The organism is Mesorhizobium sp. BR-1-1-10 (assembly GCF_020165595.1).
In the GTDB taxonomy this organism is placed as follows: domain Bacteria; phylum Pseudomonadota; class Alphaproteobacteria; order Rhizobiales; family Rhizobiaceae; genus Mesorhizobium; species Mesorhizobium australicum.
In genome coordinates this window covers 17767-34949 of sequence record NZ_JAIUIL010000014.1, presented here as the reverse complement: position 1 = coordinate 34949, position 17183 = coordinate 17767, and the positions used below count along the sequence as shown (strand labels likewise).

The window sequence follows — 17183 nt, the reverse complement described above, 5'->3', positions numbered from 1 at the left end:
CTTTTCCGGTGGGTTCATCTGTTGTGCGGCTAATGATCGGTGACCCCGATCACGTGAGTTCAGCCGGCACCGCCGCCGGCCCACAACAAGGAGTTCAGGGCGTAATGGCAACGATCACCCCGCAGAAGAAGTCCACAGCTGCACGTCACGGTTTCAAGACCGGCGAGTTTATCGTCTATCCGGCGCATGGCGTCGGCCAGATCGTCTCGATCGACGAGCAGGAAGTGGCCGGCCACAAGCTGGAACTGTTCGTCATCGACTTCCAGAAGGACAAGATGCGCCTGAAAGTGCCGGTCGCCAAGGCGACCTCTATCGGCATGCGCAAGCTGTCGGAAGAGGATTATGTCGAGCGCGCGCTGAAGGTCGTGCAGGGCCGCGCCCGCGTCAAGCGCACCATGTGGTCGCGCCGCGCCCAGGAATATGATGCCAAGATCAATTCGGGCGACCTGATCTCGATCTCGGAAGTCGTGCGCGACCTCTATCGCGCCGACAACCAGCCGGAGCAGTCCTATTCCGAACGCCAGCTCTACGAGGCGGCACTCGACCGCATGGCCCGCGAGATCGCGGCCGTCAACCGCATGTCGGAAACCGAAGCCGTGCGCCTGATCGAGGTCAACCTCAACAAAGGCCCCAAGCGTGGCGCCAAGGCCGACAATGAGGAAGCCGAGCAGGAAGAAGCTGCCTGAGCTTTTTCGCATTCAAGTTGACGAAAACCCGGCCTCGCGCCGGGTTTTTGTTTTTGGGGAAGGCCGCGATTGTCGCGCCTATGCGCCTCCCTCTTCCTCCGCCGCCTCCTGCTTCAGCGTGGCGATAAACCGCTTGGTGCGTTCGCGCTCCGGATTGCCGAACAGCTTGGCGGATGCCCCCTGCTCGACGATGACGCCGGCGTCGAGGAACACCGCCTCCTGGGCGATCTTGGAGGCCAGGCGCAAATCATGCGTCGCCATCACCATGGTCGTTCCCTCGCTGGCGAGCTGACCCAGCACATCGACCACCTCCTGCGCCAGCTCCGGGTCGAGCGCCGAAGTCGGTTCGTCGCACAGCAGCACCTTCGGCGACGGCGCCAGCGCACGGGCGATCGCCACGCGCTGCTGCTGGCCGCCCGACAGCGTCGCCGGCCAGGCATCGGCCTTATGCACCATGCCGACCTTCTCCAGCAGCGCGAGTGCCCGCTCATGTGCCTTCTGCGGCGACCATTTGAGCACCGTAACCAAGCCTTCCATGACATTTTCGATGGCGGTGCGATGCGGAAACAACTGGAAATTCTGGAACACCATGCCGGTCTGCAGGCGCAGACGCCTTATGTCCGCCGCCGGCACCTTCCCGCCCGGGCGGAACTCAAGCGTCTCGTCGCCGATCCGCACCGTGCCCGAAGTTGGGATCTCCAGCAGGTTGATGCAGCGCAGCAGCGTGCTTTTCCCCCCGCCGGAAGGGCCGACAAGCGCGGTGACGCTGCCTTCGGCGATGGCGACAGTCACCCCCTTCAGCACGAGATTGTCGCCGAAACGCTTTTCGATGTTGGTGAGGCTGATCATGAGCGTGCCTCCAGGAAGCCGCCATAGCGGTTGAGCCGCTCCTCCAGTCGCGTCTGCAAGGCCGACAGTACCGAACTCATCGCCAGATAGAGGATCGCCGCCTCGACATAGAGGATGAGCGGCTCATAGGTGGTGGCGACGATGCGTTGCGCCGCCTGGAACATTTCCGGCACGGTGATGGCGGCGGCCAGCGACGTGTCCTTGACCAGCGAGATGAAAGTGTTGGAGAGCGGCGGCACCGCCACCCGTCCGGCTTGCGGCAGAATGGTGCGCAGCATCGCCTGGCTCCAGGTCATCCCGATCGAATAGGCGGCCTCCCACTGGCCCTTGGGCACCGAGCCGATGGCCGCCCGGATGATTTCCGACGTGTAGGCCCCGATGTTGAGCGTGAAGCCGATCAGCGCCGCGGTGAAGGCGTCAAGCAGGATGCCGACCGACGGCAGGCCGTAGAAGATCAAGAAGAGCTGCACCAGGAGCGGCGTGCCGCGGAATATCCAGACATAGAAGCGCACGAGCGCCACCAGAGGCTTCGGGCCGAACAGCCTGCCGAGCGCCGCGCCCAGCCCTACCGTCAGGCCGAGCACGAAGGACAGCAACGTCAGCGGCACGGTAAAGATCAACGCTGCCCACAGCAGCGAGGGCAGCGAGTCCAGCATCAGTTGCAGCCAGTGCGGCACGAAAGATCCTCCGGAATGGACGGGGAACGTCATCGAAGCGCGAATGCGCCAGCCATATCACGACAAAAGCGGCGAGCCGTCAAAAACGACTCGCCGCTGGATACGTCACAGGGCGACAGCCGGCCCCGCCTGGTGAATTACTTCGAGACGTCCTGGCCGAAATAGGTGTTGGCGATCTTCTGGTAGGTGCCGTCCGCCTTGATGTCGGCCAGCGCCTTGTTGATGGCCGCGACCAGCTCCGGATCGCCCTTGCGCACGATGACGCCGGAGTAATCGGCATTCTCTTCCTGGGCGGCGATCTTCACATTGGCGTCGGGCTTGTGCTTCTTGAAGTCGAGGAACGACAGGCTGTCATTGATGGTAGCGTCCGCACGGCCGGTCAAAAGCAGCTGGATCGACTGGTCGAAGCCGTCGGTGCCGACCAGTTCGGCGCCATTGGACTCGGCCAGCTTGCCGAAATTGGATGTCAGCGACTGCGCCGACTTCTTGCCCTTGAGGTCGGCGAAGGCCTTGATGTCGGTGTTGTCGCCGCGCACGATCAGCACTGCCTTGGAGGCGATATAGGGATCGGAAAAGTCGTACTTGGCCTTGCGGGCGTCGGTGATGCCGACTTCATTGATGACGGCATCATAACGGTTGACGTCGAGGCCGGCGATCAGCCCGTCCCACTTGCCTTCGAGGAACTCAGCCTTGACGCCGAGCTTATCGGCGATCGCCTTCGCGATCTCCACATCGAAGCCAACCAGCGCGCCGGAAGCGTCATGGTAGGTGAAGGGAGCGTAGGTGCCCTCCGTACCGACCTTGATGATTCCGGCCTGCTTGATCTGGTCGAGATTGGCGCCGGCGTGGCCCGATGCGACGGCCAGGGCCTGCAACGTTCCGGCGATGATGAGTGACTTGAGCCATTTCATTTTTCTGTGATCCCGTCCTTGGCCGGTAACCCGGCATGTTGTGAGGGCTGGAAAATGACAGATGCACATCGAAAAAATAAGGAATGAAATTTCAAGCAAAGCGTCTTCCGGAAATCAAATTCTCCGGAAGGAATTCACTCGCAGGCCCGGAAGTTCCAGACAGCTGCGCGGACGCTAGCGCTTGCCCTGCCCGCACCGGCGGAACCTTTCTCGCGCATGACAGTTTTGGCTGTTGTAGGGCACGCCGCCGTCATTTCAAGCCGGTGTCTGCCATTTGCCTCGCCGAGCCACGGAGCGCCTTATGATGGAAGACACGGCAGGACGGATCATGGTCCGCGCGGCAATGAAGGCACCCTATCTCGAGCGCGAGGAGGAGCATCGGCTGGCATTGCTCTGGAAGGAAGACAACGACCAGAACGCGCTGCACAGCATCACCGTCGCCCACATGCGGTTGGTCATTTCCATGGCCTCGAAATTCCGCCATTACGGACTGCCGCTCGGCGATCTGGTTCAAGAGGGCCATGTCGGACTGCTCGAGGCCGCCGCCCGTTTCGAACCGGAGCGCGAGGTGCGGTTCTCGACCTACGCGACGTGGTGGATCCGCGCCTCGATGCAGGACTACATCCTGCGCAACTGGTCGATTGTGCGTGGTGGCACCAGTTCGGCGCAAAAGGCCCTGTTCTTCAATCTCAGACGCTTGCGTGCGCGTCTCGCGAACGGCGCCGAGCCGCTCTCCAACACAAATCTCTACCGCGAGGTTTCGGTTGCGCTTGGTGTATCCGAGGCTGATGTGGCGATGATGGATTCACGGCTGTCGGCTCCGGATTCTTCGCTGAACGTGCCGCTGGCCGACGATGCGGGCGGCACCGAGCGGATGGATTTCCTGGTCTCGGACGATCCCTTGCCGGACGAAACTGTCGGCGACAAGATCGATGTCGCGCGCCGCTCGCTCTGGCTGAAGGAAGCGCTTCACGCGCTCAACGCGCGTGAACTCAGGATCATCGAGGAACGCCGGCTTAATGACGAGGGGGCCACGCTCGAGGCGCTCGGCGAGACGCTCGGCATCTCAAAGGAACGTGTCCGCCAGATCGAGGCGCGCGCCATGGAAAAGCTCAAGGTCGCGCTGGTGAAGCAGAATCCGGAATTCATGGCGACCGCCGCCTGATCTCCCGCTCGGGCTTTTATTTGTCGGTGACGATCTTGACCTTGTCGCCGGCCGAAACCGCGGCCCCCGGCGACAGCGCATTGAGCACGCGGAACAGGTCGAGCTTGCGGTCGACGCCAACCATCTGCGCGGCAAGCGATCCCATGGTCTGTCCCGGCTGCACGGTGAGCACACGAATATGCAGTGGCTTCAGTGCCGCCTTCTCGGCGGGGCTGAGGATACGGAAGGAGCCGCTGACCGAGCGCGCCACCGTTTCAAGCGAGGTGCTGGCCGAGGGGGCCGCGGTCAGCAATCGGTAAACCTGGCCGCCGGCGCGGATCACAGCGATATCGAACTGCCAGCCTTCGGCGCCTGCATGGGCGGTCGCCGCCTCATTGCCGTTGATGGTTTCCTGCTTGACGGTGCTGTCGTCGAGCCCGGCCACCCAGCCGCTTCTGATATAGTCGGTCAGGGCGCGGTTCTTGTCGATCGAAACGCCGTCGAAGCGGATCGCTATGTCGCCGGGACCGGTCGCCGTCACCGCCGCCGCCGAATTGTCGATGATGAAACCGTCCGGCACCGTGAACGACACGCCCAAGCCTGGATGCAGGAAGGTTTCGCCGCGCACATAGCCTTCTTCCGGCGTGTCGCCGTAAAGCAGGCCGTCTATGCCGGCGAGGAAGGAATCGCGGTCGCGTGTACCGAAGCCTGGCGCACCGAACTGGCGGGCGTGCCGCTGTGCCAAATCGATGCGTTGCGGCGTGTTGGGGTGCGTCGCCAGGAAGTCAAGGCTGGCGTCGGTGGCGCCGCTGATCGAGCGGAAATCGGTATAGGCCGACATCGATTGCAGGAAGCGGCCGGCGGCATAGGGATCGTAGCCGGCTTCGCCGATCGACTTGATGCCGATGGCGTCAGCCTCAAGCTCCTGGTTGCGCGAGAACTGCGCCAGCCTGAGCTTGCCGCGGATAAGTGCAGCCTTGGCGGTCGGGCTGTCGCCAAGCACATCGGAAACGACCTTGGTCGCCAGACCTTCCTCGGCCTCCAGCTGCTGGCGCTGCAACCCATGATTGGCGGTGACGTGGCCCATCTCATGCGCGATGACGGCGGCGAGCTCGGACGAATCATTGGCCAGCGCCAAGAGGCCGCGCGTTATGTAGAGATAGCCGCCCGGCAGCGCGAAGGCGTTGACGTTGGGCGAATTGAGGATGGTGATGCGATAGGTCTGGGTTGGGTTCGCCGACACCACGGTCAGATTGCCGACCACCTTGGCGACCATGCGTTCGAGCTTGGGATCGGAATATTCGCCGCCATAGGTCGCCAGGATGCGCGGATGCTGCGCCTTGGCGAGTTCCGCGAGCTTGTTGTTGGCGGCGACATTGTCGACCGTGATCGGCTTGTCGGATGGCTGGAAGCCTGATTCCTGGACTTCCGGAGGCGTGAACATCTGGCAGCTTGCCAGCGCCACGGCAAAGCCGGCCAGCGCCAGAAAGCGCGCCAGCGGGTTCATTCGTAGCCTGTCAACGCCGATCGCCAGAACGGCTTCCTTTCAGGTCCCTGCACATGACCACATGCGCAAAACAAACTGCTACAGTATCCGTCACGCGCCCCTCGGAGCATGCGGCGGAAGCTGTAGGCAAATCACGGCCTGTGCCGGACCGGTATCGAGCGGACCTAGCCACACTACTCCAGTCATGGCAAGCAAGCGCCACATCGCATCGGGCCGGTTTGAGCGTAAATTATGTCCGCTTCCGGGCAATATCTCGTGATAAGGAATCCCCGGCACCGGCTCCGATATAGCGCCGGAATGCCTCCGGACCAGCCCCGGCAAAGAAATCATCCGCCGTGCCGATAGCGGCGACCGCGCCGTTCTCGATAAACACCAGCCTCTGACCGATGCGGCGCGCATCTTGCGGCTGGTGCGTGACGAACAGCACCGTCATGCCACGCTCGGCATGCAGGCCGGCAACCAGGTCGAGCATATCGTCTCGCAAGGCGGGCCCAAGCGAAGCGAAGGGCTCGTCGAGCAGCAGCACCGGGCGGTCACGCACCAGCACGCGAGCCAGGGCAACGCGCTGGCGCTCACCGCCGGAAAGTTCGCGGGGCAGCCGCTTCTCCTTGCCGGCAAGGCCGGTGCGCGCAAGCGCATCGGCGATCGCAGCGCGATCGCCTTCGGCCAGCCGCAACGATGGCGAACGGCCGAGCCCGACATTCTGCTCGACGGAAAGATGCGCGAAAAGGTTGTTTTCCTGAAAAACCATCGACACTGGCCGCGTCGCCGGTGGCGCGGTGCTGACATCGGCCCCGCCGATCAGCACGCGACCGGATCGCGGCGGCTCGAACCCGGCCACCAGATTGAGCAGCGTCGACTTTCCGGAGCCGCTCGGTCCCATGATGGCGGTGATTTGCCCCGCCGTGAACTCGGCATCGAAGGTGAACAACGTCTCGCCATAGCTGAACGAAACCTTGTCCAGCCGCACCGAAACCCCTTTGCCGCCAGCCGCCCCGTCAGACATTGCGGGCCGTCTCCTTTCCCAGCCGGTCCGCTGCCAGCACCAGTGCCAGGCAGACAAGGCCGAGCAGCAGCGCCAAGCCGGCGGCGTCCTCGGTTCGGTAGCTGCCCATGCGCGCCAGGAGAAGGTAGGGCAAGGTCTGCACGGAATCACTGCCGAACAGGGCGATGACGCCGAGATCGCCGAGCGACAGTGCCATGGCGAAGGCAAAAGCGGTGGCCAGCGGGCGCCGCAACGTCGGCCAGTCGACCAGCCACAGTCTTGACCAGCCGGAAATTCCAAGCTGCGCGCAAAGCCGCTCGTGACGCTCGCTTGCCGCATCATAGGCGGGACGGATGGCGCGCAGCGCAAAAGGCATCGCCATGACAGCGTTGACGGTGACGACCATGAGCGGGGCGATGGCTAACACATCGCCGACATGGCGCAGCAACAGGAACCAGCCGGCGCCGACGACGATCGGCGGCACGACCAGGACAAACCCGGCGCCGGTATCGGTGGCATGTTCGAGCAGTGTCCTTGCCCCGAAGCGGCGGTTCGACGCCAGCGCCCTGCGCGCCATGGTCAATGCCAGCGAAAGCATCACCGAAAGCAATGCCGAAAGGAAAGCGAGCACGGCACTGGTCAGCGTCGCCTGACGGACAGTGGCCTCGCCTGCAAGCCGGCCGAGGTCGGCGCCAAGGCCGGCCGCCACGGTCGCCGCCATCGGCCCCGCAACGAACAGCAAGGCCAACACGATGAGCGTCGCGTTCAGCCAGGCTTCGGTCCTGTTGACGGAGAGGTAGCGGCGCGGCGCGACCGGCAGGTTGACGTCGCCGACGACGTCGGCTCCGAGTCGGGTCAACGCCAGCACCACGATGAGGGTCAAGGCGATCTGCAGCGTTGTCAGCGCGACAGCCCTCGCGGGATCGAAATCGAAGCGCAATGCCTGATAGATGCCGACTTCGAGCGTCGTCGCGGCCGGCCCGCCGCCGAGCGTCAGCACGATGGTGAAGGATGTGACGCACAGCATGAAGACAAGTCCGGCGACCCCGGGCAGCGCGGCACGCAGCGTCGGCCACTCGATCAGCCGGAATGCCGGCCGCGCCCCCATGCCGAGCTGGCTCGCCAGCCGCCACTGGTCGGAGGGAATGGTCCGCAGCGCCTCGAGGAGCAGACGTGTGGCCAGCGGCAGGTTGAAGAAGACATGGGCGACGAGAATGCCGGACAGGCCATAGATGCCCGGCCAACCCTGGCCGCCGACGGCGCTGAGAAAGCCGGAGAAATAGCCGGCGCGGCCATAGAGCGCCAGGATACCGAGCGCCGCGACGATGCCCGGCAGCGCCAGCGGCACGGCGAAGAGCTGCAGGATGAAGGCACGGCCGAAAAACCGTGGATGCCGCGACAGCGCCCGCGCCACGAGCAGGGCCGGCCCGACCGAGAGCAGCGTCGACAGGGCCGCCTGCCAGAGCGTGAAGCGCACGACCCGGAACAGGTAGAGATCGAACGCAGCCCAAGCGCCGGAAAAATCGCGAGCACCTTCGACAAGCAGCCCCGCAAACGCTCCGCCGATCAAAATGGCGATGGCGGCGAGCCCTATCACGCCGGCTGTGATGCGGGGATCAGAGCGGGTTTGCACACCGCACATCAACGATTGGGTGAAGCTTAGGGAGCATCGCCGGAGAGCGTTCATCTCACGAGATTAGCCCACAAAACCTACTTGCTCATCACCGCCAGCCATTCATCGACCCAGGCTTTGCGGTTGGCCGCGACCTCCTCCGGGCTGAACAGCAAGGTCTTGGTCGGCTTGACCAGCTTGTCGAAGGCGGGGTTGAGCGGCTTGTCGGTCTTCCCGGCCGGGAACATCCAGTTGGTCTCGGGGATGGCGTCCTGGAATTTCGGCCCAGTCATGAAGGCCATGAACTTTTCCGCCAGCGGATTCTTGGCGCCGGTCGTGGTGATGCCCGCGACCTCGATCTGCAGATATTCGCCTTCCTCGAACGACGCCGCCTGATAGCGCTCGGTGTTCTCGGCGACCATGTGGTAGGCCGGCGAGGTGGTGTAGGACAGCACCATCGGCGCCTCGCCCTTGGTGAACAGGCCATAGGCCTCGCTCCAGCCCGGCGTCACGGTCAGCACCTTGGTCTTGAGCTTGGCCCAGGCCTCCGGCGCCTTGTCGCCGTAGACCGACTTCACCCACAACAGCAGGCCGAGACCGGGCGTCGATGTGCGCGGGTCCTGGATGACGATCTTGTCGTCGGCGCTACCCTCCACCAAATCCTTCAAGCTCTTGGGTGGGCTCTTCAGCTTTTCAGTGTCGTAGACGACGGCGAAGTAGCCGTAATCGAACGGGACAAAAGTGTCGTCGGTCCAGCCGCCCGGCACGTTGACGTCCGTTATTGCGCCATGTGGCGCGAACAGGCCCGAGGCCTTGGCATCGGCGGTGAGATTGGTGTCGAGGCCGAGCACGATGTCGGCCTTGGTCGAAGCGCCTTCCAGCTTGACGCGGTTGAGCAGCGCCACGCCATCGGCGACCGAGACGAACTCGAGATCGCAGCCGCATTCTGCCTCGAATTCCTTCTTCACCACGGGACCTGGACCCCAGTCGGCGGTGAAGCTCTCATAGGTGTAGACGGTCAGCTTGTCCTTGGCCAAGGCCGGCCCGGACAGGGTTACTGCCGTGGCGGCGACCAGAGAATATAAAAACGTGCGCATCGGCGCCTCCTTCGTTTGCGTTGAAAGGAATTGAGGCGTCGGAGTGTCCGAAACGTCTAATCCCTCCGCCGGTACAAACCGGATCAGGTTCAGCGGGTTGGCGAGACTGCCTCTCAGCCGGCCCGCGAAATTCGCGTCCGGCACCCCGTTAGAGCGTTTCGACACATAGGCCGGGCCGATGACCCGCGCAAGTGGGACTTTGCCGCCTTCCGTTTCCCGTGCCGGGCTGGTAAGGCGACGGGATATGAGCACATTCACCATCCTGCTTGGCGGCGACCTCATCCGCACGCCTCGGCTCGACCGCCAGGTCGAAGGCTCGCGCGTCATCGCTGCCGACGCCGGCATCGGCCATGCGCAGATGCTGGGCCTCGTGCCGGAACTGTGGGTGGGTGATTTCGACTCGGTCCCGGCTGATCTGCCCGCCGACCTCGCCGCCGTGCCGCGGCAAACCTTCCCGGCGGAAAAGGACAAGACCGACGGAGAACTGGCGATCGCGGCCGCACTGGAGCGCGGGGCGACCCGCCTTGTGCTGGCGGGCGCCTTCGGCGGCAAGCGCGCCGACCACGCCTTCCTGCATCTGGCGCTTGGCCTGCGGCTGGCCGAAGCCGGAATGGATGTGTTTCTGACCAGCGGCGCCCAGGAAGGTGTTCCCTTGCTGCCCGGCAGGGCCGGCTTCGATTATGCCGACGGCACGCTGTTCTCGATTCTCGGCTTCTCCGAACTCTCCGGCCTGACCGTCACCGGCGCCAAATGGCCGCTCGACAAGGTCGAGGTGGCGTTCGGTTCGTCGCTGACCATTTCCAACGAGGTCAAGTTCGGCAAGACCGGGGGCCGCCTCGACATCGCGCTCGGCCATGGCCGCGCGCTGCTGCTCGCCCATCCCTATCCATTGCCCGAAAGCTGACATGGCCCCGCCTCTTCTCAATCTCGACGGGATAAGACTGACCTTCGGCGGCGCGCCGCTGCTCGACGGCGCCGCCTTGACCGCTTCGGCCGGCGACAAGATCGCGCTGGTCGGCCGCAACGGGTCCGGCAAGTCGACGCTGCTCAAGATCGCCGCCGGCCTGATCGAACCACAGGACGGCGAGGTGTTCCGCCAGCCTTCGGCGACGGTGCGTTATCTGCCGCAAATGCCCGACATGGACGGCTTTGCAACCGTGCGCGCCTATGTGGAGGCCGGGCTCGGGCCCGCCGACGATCCCTACCGCGCCAGCTATCTGATGGAGCATCTCGGCCTGTCGGGCGAAGAACGGCCTGGCGACCTGTCCGGCGGAGAGGCCAGGCGCGCCGCGCTTGCCCGCGTCATGGCGCCGGAGCCTGACATCTTGCTTCTTGATGAGCCGACTAACCATCTTGATTTATCTGTCATCGAATGGCTGGAAGAAGAGCTCGTCCGGACCTCCTCGGCGCTCATCGTCATCTCGCATGACCGCCGCTTCCTCGAGCGCGTATCGCGCGCCACAGTCTGGCTCGATCGCGGCCAGACGCGCAGGCTGGACAAGGGCTTTGGCCATTTCGAGGAATGGCGCGACCTGGTGCTGGAAGAGGAAGAGCGCGAGCAGCACAAGCTCGGCCGCCAGATCGTGCGCGAGGAGCACTGGCTGCGCTACGGGGTGACGGCGCGGCGCAAGCGCAACATGCGGCGCCTGGGCGAGTTGCAGACCATGCGCCAGCGTTTTCGCGGCCATCGCGGCGCCGAAGGCACCGCGATAATGGTGGCAAGCGACGCCGCCGAATCCGGCAAGCTGGTGATCGAGGCCAAGAACATCGAGAAGAGCTTTGGCGACCTCACCGTCGTCAAGGGGTTCTCGACCCGCATCCAGCGCGGCGACCGCGTCGGCCTTGTCGGGCCGAACGGCGCCGGCAAGACGACACTTCTGAAGATGCTGACCGGCGAATTGGCGCCGGACGCGGGTTCGATACGGCTTGGCACCAATCTGGAGATCGCCACGCTCGACCAGAAGCGCGAGGCGGTCGACCCGCAAGAGACGCTGGCGCAATATCTGACCGACGGGCGCGGCGAGAACCTCGTCATCAATGGCGAGCAGCGCCATGTCGTGTCCTATATGAAGGATTTCCTGTTCAAGCCGGAACAGGCCCGCACGCCGGTGCGCGAGCTGTCCGGCGGCGAACGGGCGCGGCTGATCCTGGCGCGCGTGCTGGCACGGCCAGCAAACCTCCTGGTTCTCGATGAGCCGACCAATGATCTCGACATGGAGACGCTGGAACTGCTGCAGGAACTGGTCGCCGGTTTTGCCGGCACCGTCATCCTGGTCAGCCACGACCGCGATTTCCTCGACCGCACAGTCACCAGCATCATCGCGCCGGACGGCGGCGGCCGCTGGGTCGAATATGCCGGCGGCTATTCCGACATGCTGGCGCAGCGCGGCGGCACCAGGCTTGACGACCGCAAGGCGCGCGCCAAGGCGGAAGCCGGCGATGCGCCGGCACCGGGCAAGAGCGATCCGGCGGCGCCAAAAGGGCCGGCGAAGAAATTGTCGTTCAAGCAGAAGTTCGCGCTGGAGTCCCTACCCAAGAAGATCGAGGCAGTGACCGCGTCGATCTCGCGGCTGGAGAACAACATCGCCGACCCGGCCTATTACGAACGCGACCCGGCCTCGTTCCAGAAGACGATCGCCGCCCTCGACAAGGAGCGTGCGACGCTGGCCGCGCTCGAGGAAGAATGGCTGGAACTGGAGATGCTGCGCGAGGAGATGGAAGGGTGAAGAGCGGTCGGCCGTAGGCCGATCGATTGACAACGATTTGTCGACTGAAGCGACGAGCGCCCGGAGCCATAGTGGGGCGCTCCTTGCTGCGCCTGAGCATTGCCTCCACATCGCAATGCGCATACATTATGCGCATGTTGCGGAGGCCATTATGCGTAAGATTGCCTTGAATGCGATCCGTCAGCCAGCAAATCTGTCGATCGACTCGAACCTCATGCGGGAAGCCAAGGGGCTTAACGTGAATGTCTCGCGCGCTGCGGAAGCCGGCATCGCGGAGGCGGTGGCAGCTGAAAAGGCGCGGCTGTGGAAGCTTGAGAACCGTACCACGATGGATGCGTGGAACGACTACATCGACAAGAACGGCATCCCGTTGGAACAGTATCGGCAGTTCTGATGCCCCGCTATGATGTCTTCGCCGGTCGCGTTGAAGACAACTATTTGCTCGACGTCCAATCCGACCTGCTCGACAATTTCAAGACGCGGATTGTCGTTCCGCTTCTGCCGGTCGCAACGGTGCCGCCGCCAATGCGAAAGCTTCATCCGATCTTCGAGATCAATGGACGGAAGCTGGTCATGGCGACACACCTGATCGCCACCGTTCCCGCAAGCGAATTGGTTGAAAGTCGGCTGAACCTGGCGAAGCATCACGATGACATCGTTGCCGCGCTCGACATGCTGTTCCAAGGATTCTGAACGGAGGCGACCGTTACGCCGCCCGTCTCAGCCCGCCGTCTCAGCCCGCCGTCTTGGCCTGCCAGGCCTTGATCGCCTCGTCGAACACCTTCTCGCCGGGAATGCCCTTTTCCATGGTCAGCAGTGCCCGCCGTCCGGTCTTGTAGACGACCGGCACGTCGATCCAGTCCTGGCCGCGCAACAGGGTCATGTTGGCGTCTTCGTCGGCCTTGGTGTCGTTGAGCGCGACGAGGAAGAAGCCGTCGGCGATCTTGGCCGGGATGCCGATCAGCGGGCTGCCGGCGTCCTGTTCCGAACTCTTCATGGCAACGCGCAATATATTGTCGACGCCGCCGCCCTCGAACCCGTCTGGGGTCAGGAAGATCATCTCGATGATATGGCTGGCCGGCAGGGTCTGGTCGGTATTGCGACGGATGGTCATGCGCAACTGGATGTCCTTGCCGGGAATGGTCGCCTCGGCACGGATCGCCGGCTCGGGCGGCAGGTCGCCGCCGGGCGATTCCTGCACCAGCGACCAAACGATGCTGCCGGGCTCGGCTGAACCCTGCGCGGTGCTGGTGCGCTCCTCATAGAAGATCGCCTTCTGGCCGACCGGAACCGAGGTTGGCGCCACGGCCGGAGCCGGTGCCGCCGGCGGCGTTGCGGCTGCCGGTGCGGGCGGCGGCGTGGCGGCGGCATCGGCCGAGGCCGCGGGCACGGTTCCGTTGGTGGGCGGTGTCGCGGGCGGGGTGCCCGCTGCGGGCGTGGTCGCGGCTGGCGCGCCTGCCGCGGGCGTACCGGCAGCAGGCGTATTGGCAGCCGGCGTATTGGCAGCCGGCGCGGGAACCGCCGGCGCTGCCGTGGCCGGCGCATTCGTTGCCGTCGGCGGTGTGGTCAGCGCGGCGACGGATTCGCCCTCGCCTACGCCACTTTGCCCACCGGCTGGGCCGGGGTCGGTTTCGCCGCCTTCAGGCGTCAGCCGCTGCGTGAACTTCGTGCCTTCCGCGCCGGTCGCGGGCGCCGGCGGCGTGGCCGTGGTATCGGTCGCCGGCTTGGCCGGCGTCGTTTTCACCGGTTCGGTCTTGGCAACAACCTTGCTGCTCTCCAGGCCCAGCATCTTGCCGAAGGCATCCTTGTTCAGCCAGATGCCGTAGCCGCCGCCGGCAACGACCAGCAGTGCGACGACGGCGGCGATCAGCCCGCCATAGCTGCGCTTGCGTTCGGCCGGGCGCAAACGCTCGAAAGTGTCGGTGGCGGCAGGCGCTTCGTCATCGGCAAAGACGTCGTCCTGGTCGTCGTCCCGATCCGCGTCCATCCCCGGCAAGGTCTTCTCGGAAAAGTCCGGAGCGGGCTGCACCGGCGCCGGCCTTTGCCAGCCTGGCTCGACCTTGGCGGCTGGAGCGGGCCGGTAGGGTTCGGGGTTCGCCGCCGGCTGTGCCGGCTTGTACGGCTCCGGCCTGACCGTGGCCGGGGCGGGCCGATACGGAGACGGAGCAGGAATTGCGGCAGCCTCCGCCTTGGCCGGCTGCTTGACGTGGTTCGACTGGTTCTTATTGCGGTCGATGGAGGAAAAGATGTGTTCCAGTTCCGCGAGCGGATCCGGCTCGGGCACGCTCTTGACATAGTCCCGCTCGACGCCGGCGATGGCGTCGTCCAGCGCGCGTTTCTGTTTGTCTATGGCCTCGGAAGCCAGCGGCGGCGAATATTCCGCCAGCTTCTTCGCCAGCATGGCGCGCACGCTGTTATAGATGCGCGTACGCTTCTCAGGCGTCTCGTCGCCGTGCTTCTCGAACGCGTTTTTCAGAACAGCAACGAAATCTGCCATGCTTCAGTCGACCTGTATTTTTTGCCTCCGCGCCGGCCCCCGCAAATCAGCCGCGATGCCCGGAAAGGCTTCAGAAACTAGTCTTGAAACGGATCAGTCACAAGTATCGTGTCGTCCCGTTCCGGGCTGGTGGAGAGGAGCGCGACCGGCGCGCCGATCAACTCCTCTATGTATCGGACATATTTGACGGCCTGGGCCGGAAGGTCGTTCCAGCTGCGTGCGCCGGCGGTGGTGCCCTTCCAGCCTTCCAAGGTCTCGTAGATGGGTTCCACGCGAGCCTGGGCGCCCTGGCTTGCCGGCAGATAGTCGATCGTCTCGCCGTCCAGCCTGTAGCCGGTGCAGACCTTGATCTCATCCAACCCGTCGAGCACGTCGAGCTTGGTCAGCGCGATGCCTTTGATGCCGTTGACGGCAACCGCCTGGCGCACCAGCACCGCATCGAACCAGCCGCAGCGGCGCTTGCGCCCGGTGACGACACCGAATTCATGGCCGCGCGTGCCGAGGAATTCGCCGATCTCGTTCTTCTGCTCGGTCGGGAACGGACCTTCGCCGACACGCGTCGTGTAGGCCTTTGTGATGCCGAGAACATAGCCGATGGCGCCCGGGCCGACGCCGGAGCCGGCGGCGGCCTGGCCGGCGACCGTGTTGGACGAGGTGACGAACGGATAGGTGCCGTGGTCGATGTCGAGCAGCGTGCCTTGCGCGCCCTCGAACAGGATGCGCTCGCCGGCGCGGCGCTTGTCGTCGAGCACCTTCCAGACGCGGTCCATGTAGGGCAGGATGTCGTTCGCGACCGAGGTCAATTCCTGCATGATCGCATCATGCGTGACTTCGTCATGGCCGAGCCCGCGACGCAGCGCATTGTGGTGCGTCAGCAGCCTGTCGACCTTCAGGGGCAAAGTTTCCAAATCCGCCAGATCCATCACCCGCACCGCGCGCCGGCCCACCTTGTCCTCGTAGGCGGGGCCGATCCCGCGTCGGGTCGTGCCAATCTTTGTTCCGGAATTCGAAGCGGCATCCTCGCGAAACCCGTCCAGCTCCCGGTGTACGGACAGGATAAGCGCCGTGTTTTCGGCTATTTTCAGGCGATCCGGCGTCACGTCCACGCCCTGGCCTTTCAGTTTCTGCACCTCGGCGACGAAAGCATGCGGATCGAAGACCACGCCATTGCCGATGATGGACAGCTTGCCTTCCCGCACGACGCCCGAAGGCAGCAGCGACAGCTTGTAGACCTTGCCGTCGACGACCAGCGTGTGGCCGGCATTGTGGCCGCCCTGGAAACGCACCACGACATCGGCGCGCTCCGACAGCCAGTCGACGATCTTGCCCTTGCCTTCGTCGCCCCACTGCGAGCCGACGACCACCACATTGGCCATGTTTCTTTTCCCTTGAGACGCCGCCGCGCGGCTTGGATATGGTTCGAAACGACAGGCCTCTATAGCGTCAAGACCTCGCGAGTGCGACCTTTCTTTGCCGCCGAAAATGCCCTGAGGCACAACAATTTTCGGCTTTGACATCATTTACTTGGGCTGACCGGGGCAATAGGCCGGCAAACACCGCGGCCCATCCCGCGGCCGGAAGCCAGCGATGCATCGAAACGCCTACATGTTCCTGCTGCTCACCACCTTGCTGTGGGGCGGCAATTCGGTGGCCGGCAAGCTGGCGGTCGGCCACGTCTCGCCGATGACGCTGGTCTTCCTGCGCTGGATGCTGGCCGTGGCGATCCTGCTGCCGATCGGCTGGCGCACGATCCAGGAGGATTGGCCCGTCGTGCGCCGGCACTGGCTCGTGCTGGCGGCGCTTGGCGCCAGCGGCTTCACCCTGTTCAACACCATCTTCTACACCGCCCTCAACTACACCACGGCGATCAATGTCTCGATCGAACAGGCGGCGATGCCGATCCTGATCATGACAGCCAATTTCGTTTTCTTCCGCCTTCGCGTGAACTGGGCGCAGATCGCCGGCGTGGTGCTGACCATCTTGGGCGTCATCCTGACCGCCTGCCATGGTGATCCGCGCCGGCTGCTGACGCTGGAGCTCAATTTCGGCGACGCCATCATGCTCGTCGCGGTCGTTCTCTACAGCAGCTATTCGGTCGGGTTACGGCTGAAGCCGGCGATGCGCTGGCAAAGCCTGATGCTGGCCATGTCGTTCGCCGCGCTCATCACCTCACTGCCCTTCTTCCTGTGGGAAGCCGCCGTCGGCAAGGTGATCGTGCCCGACGCCCGCGGCTGGGCGGTCATCGTCTACACGGCGATCGGCGCTTCGGTCATCTCGCAGATAACCTATATCAGGGGCAACGAACTGATCGGCGCCAATCGCGCCGGCCTGTTCATCAATCTGGTGCCGATCTTCGGCACGCTGCTTTCGGTGCTGATCGTCGGCGAGACCTTCCAGCTCTATCAGGCGCTGGCGCTGGTCCTCGTTCTGGGCGGCATCGGGCTCGCCGAATACAGCGGCCGCAAGATGGCGTCTGGCTTCTGAGGTCGCGC

General features: G+C 64.3%; 16 protein-coding genes and 1 riboswitch. Of the genes, 7 read left to right on the top strand and 9 right to left on the bottom strand.

The features are described from left to right. The first annotated feature begins 104 nt into the window (after positions 1 to 104). Entirely contained in the window at positions 105 to 686 is a 582-nt protein-coding gene (locus tag LB555_RS25550) for a CarD family transcriptional regulator (RefSeq protein ID WP_015315301.1), read from the top strand. A gap of 78 nt (positions 687 to 764) precedes the next feature. On the opposite strand, the gene LB555_RS25545 is transcribed toward LB555_RS25550, so the two are convergent. From LB555_RS25545 to LB555_RS25535, 3 genes are all read right to left on the bottom strand, one after another. Continuing rightward, positions 765 to 1535 (bottom strand): amino acid ABC transporter ATP-binding protein, encoded by a 771-nt coding sequence (locus LB555_RS25545; RefSeq protein ID WP_015315300.1) that lies wholly within the window; start codon positions 1533 to 1535, stop codon positions 765 to 767. Further along, entirely contained in the window at positions 1532 to 2212 is a 681-nt protein-coding gene (locus tag LB555_RS25540; RefSeq protein ID WP_224684070.1) for an amino acid ABC transporter permease, read from the bottom strand. The genes LB555_RS25545 and LB555_RS25540 overlap by 4 nt, the downstream gene beginning before the upstream one ends. A gap of 137 nt (positions 2213 to 2349) precedes the next feature. Continuing rightward, entirely contained in the window at positions 2350 to 3123 is a 774-nt protein-coding gene (locus LB555_RS25535) for an amino acid ABC transporter substrate-binding protein (RefSeq protein WP_015315298.1), read from the bottom strand. Positions 3124 to 3424: 301 nt separating this feature from the next. Between LB555_RS25535 and LB555_RS25530 the strand changes: the two genes are divergently transcribed. After that, the gene (locus tag LB555_RS25530; protein WP_224684069.1) at positions 3425 to 4288 is read left to right on the top strand and encodes an RNA polymerase factor sigma-32; all 864 of its coding nucleotides are present in this window, start codon (positions 3425 to 3427) and stop codon (positions 4286 to 4288) included. A 16-nt stretch (positions 4289 to 4304) separates the two neighbouring features. Here the strand turns inward: LB555_RS25530 and LB555_RS25525 are convergent, their stop codons facing one another. The 4 genes from LB555_RS25525 to thiB all read right to left on the bottom strand — a co-directional run bounded on the left by LB555_RS25525 (position 4305) and on the right by thiB (position 9468). Then, complete coding sequence (locus LB555_RS25525; RefSeq protein ID WP_023784820.1) at positions 4305 to 5774, bottom strand: M48 family metalloprotease; 1470 nt, start codon at positions 5772 to 5774, stop codon at positions 4305 to 4307. Positions 5775 to 6003: 229 nt separating this feature from the next. Further along, positions 6004 to 6780, bottom strand: coding sequence for a thiamine ABC transporter ATP-binding protein (gene thiQ, locus LB555_RS25520; protein ID WP_140874790.1), 777 nt, complete (start codon positions 6778 to 6780; stop codon positions 6004 to 6006). Beyond that, a complete protein-coding gene (gene thiP, locus LB555_RS25515; protein ID WP_224684068.1) occupies positions 6773 to 8401 on the bottom strand; it encodes a thiamine/thiamine pyrophosphate ABC transporter permease in 1629 nt (542 codons plus the stop codon). Before thiP ends, thiQ begins: the two co-directional genes overlap by 8 nt. 68 nt (positions 8402 to 8469) lie before the next feature. Continuing rightward, complete coding sequence (gene thiB, locus LB555_RS25510) at positions 8470 to 9468, bottom strand: thiamine ABC transporter substrate binding subunit (protein WP_015315293.1); 999 nt, start codon at positions 9466 to 9468, stop codon at positions 8470 to 8472. Positions 9469 to 9511: 43 nt separating this feature from the next. Next, a riboswitch (TPP riboswitch) is annotated at positions 9512 to 9626 on the bottom strand. A gap of 86 nt (positions 9627 to 9712) precedes the next feature. On the opposite strand from thiB, the gene LB555_RS25505 reads away from it, so the two are divergent. The 4 genes from LB555_RS25505 (at position 9713) to LB555_RS25490 (ending at position 12887) form a co-directional block, all read left to right on the top strand. Further along, positions 9713 to 10372: a thiamine diphosphokinase gene (locus tag LB555_RS25505; protein ID WP_015315292.1), complete on the top strand. Its 660-nt coding sequence runs from the start codon at positions 9713 to 9715 to the stop codon at positions 10370 to 10372. 1 nt (position 10373) lies between these two features. Next, a complete protein-coding gene (locus tag LB555_RS25500) occupies positions 10374 to 12194 on the top strand; it encodes an ABC-F family ATP-binding cassette domain-containing protein (protein ID WP_015315291.1) in 1821 nt (606 codons plus the stop codon). A 151-nt stretch (positions 12195 to 12345) separates the two neighbouring features. After that, positions 12346 to 12588 (top strand): type II toxin-antitoxin system CcdA family antitoxin, encoded by a 243-nt coding sequence (locus LB555_RS25495; protein WP_224684067.1) that lies wholly within the window; start codon positions 12346 to 12348, stop codon positions 12586 to 12588. After that, the gene (locus LB555_RS25490; protein WP_140712611.1) at positions 12588 to 12887 is read left to right on the top strand and encodes a CcdB family protein; all 300 of its coding nucleotides are present in this window, start codon (positions 12588 to 12590) and stop codon (positions 12885 to 12887) included. Before LB555_RS25495 ends, LB555_RS25490 begins: the two co-directional genes overlap by 1 nt. Before the next feature lie 40 nt (positions 12888 to 12927). On the opposite strand, the gene LB555_RS25485 is transcribed toward LB555_RS25490, so the two are convergent. Further along, on the bottom strand, positions 12928 to 14691 hold the full coding sequence (locus LB555_RS25485; RefSeq protein ID WP_224684066.1) for a hypothetical protein: 1764 nt from the start codon (positions 14689 to 14691) through the stop codon (positions 12928 to 12930). A 77-nt stretch (positions 14692 to 14768) separates the two neighbouring features. Continuing rightward, on the bottom strand, positions 14769 to 16067 hold the full coding sequence (locus LB555_RS25480) for an adenylosuccinate synthase (protein WP_015315287.1): 1299 nt from the start codon (positions 16065 to 16067) through the stop codon (positions 14769 to 14771). A gap of 211 nt (positions 16068 to 16278) precedes the next feature. On the opposite strand from LB555_RS25480, the gene LB555_RS25475 reads away from it, so the two are divergent. Next, the gene (locus tag LB555_RS25475) at positions 16279 to 17175 is read left to right on the top strand and encodes a DMT family transporter (RefSeq protein WP_140712607.1); all 897 of its coding nucleotides are present in this window, start codon (positions 16279 to 16281) and stop codon (positions 17173 to 17175) included. Positions 17176 to 17183: the final 8 nt, after the last annotated feature.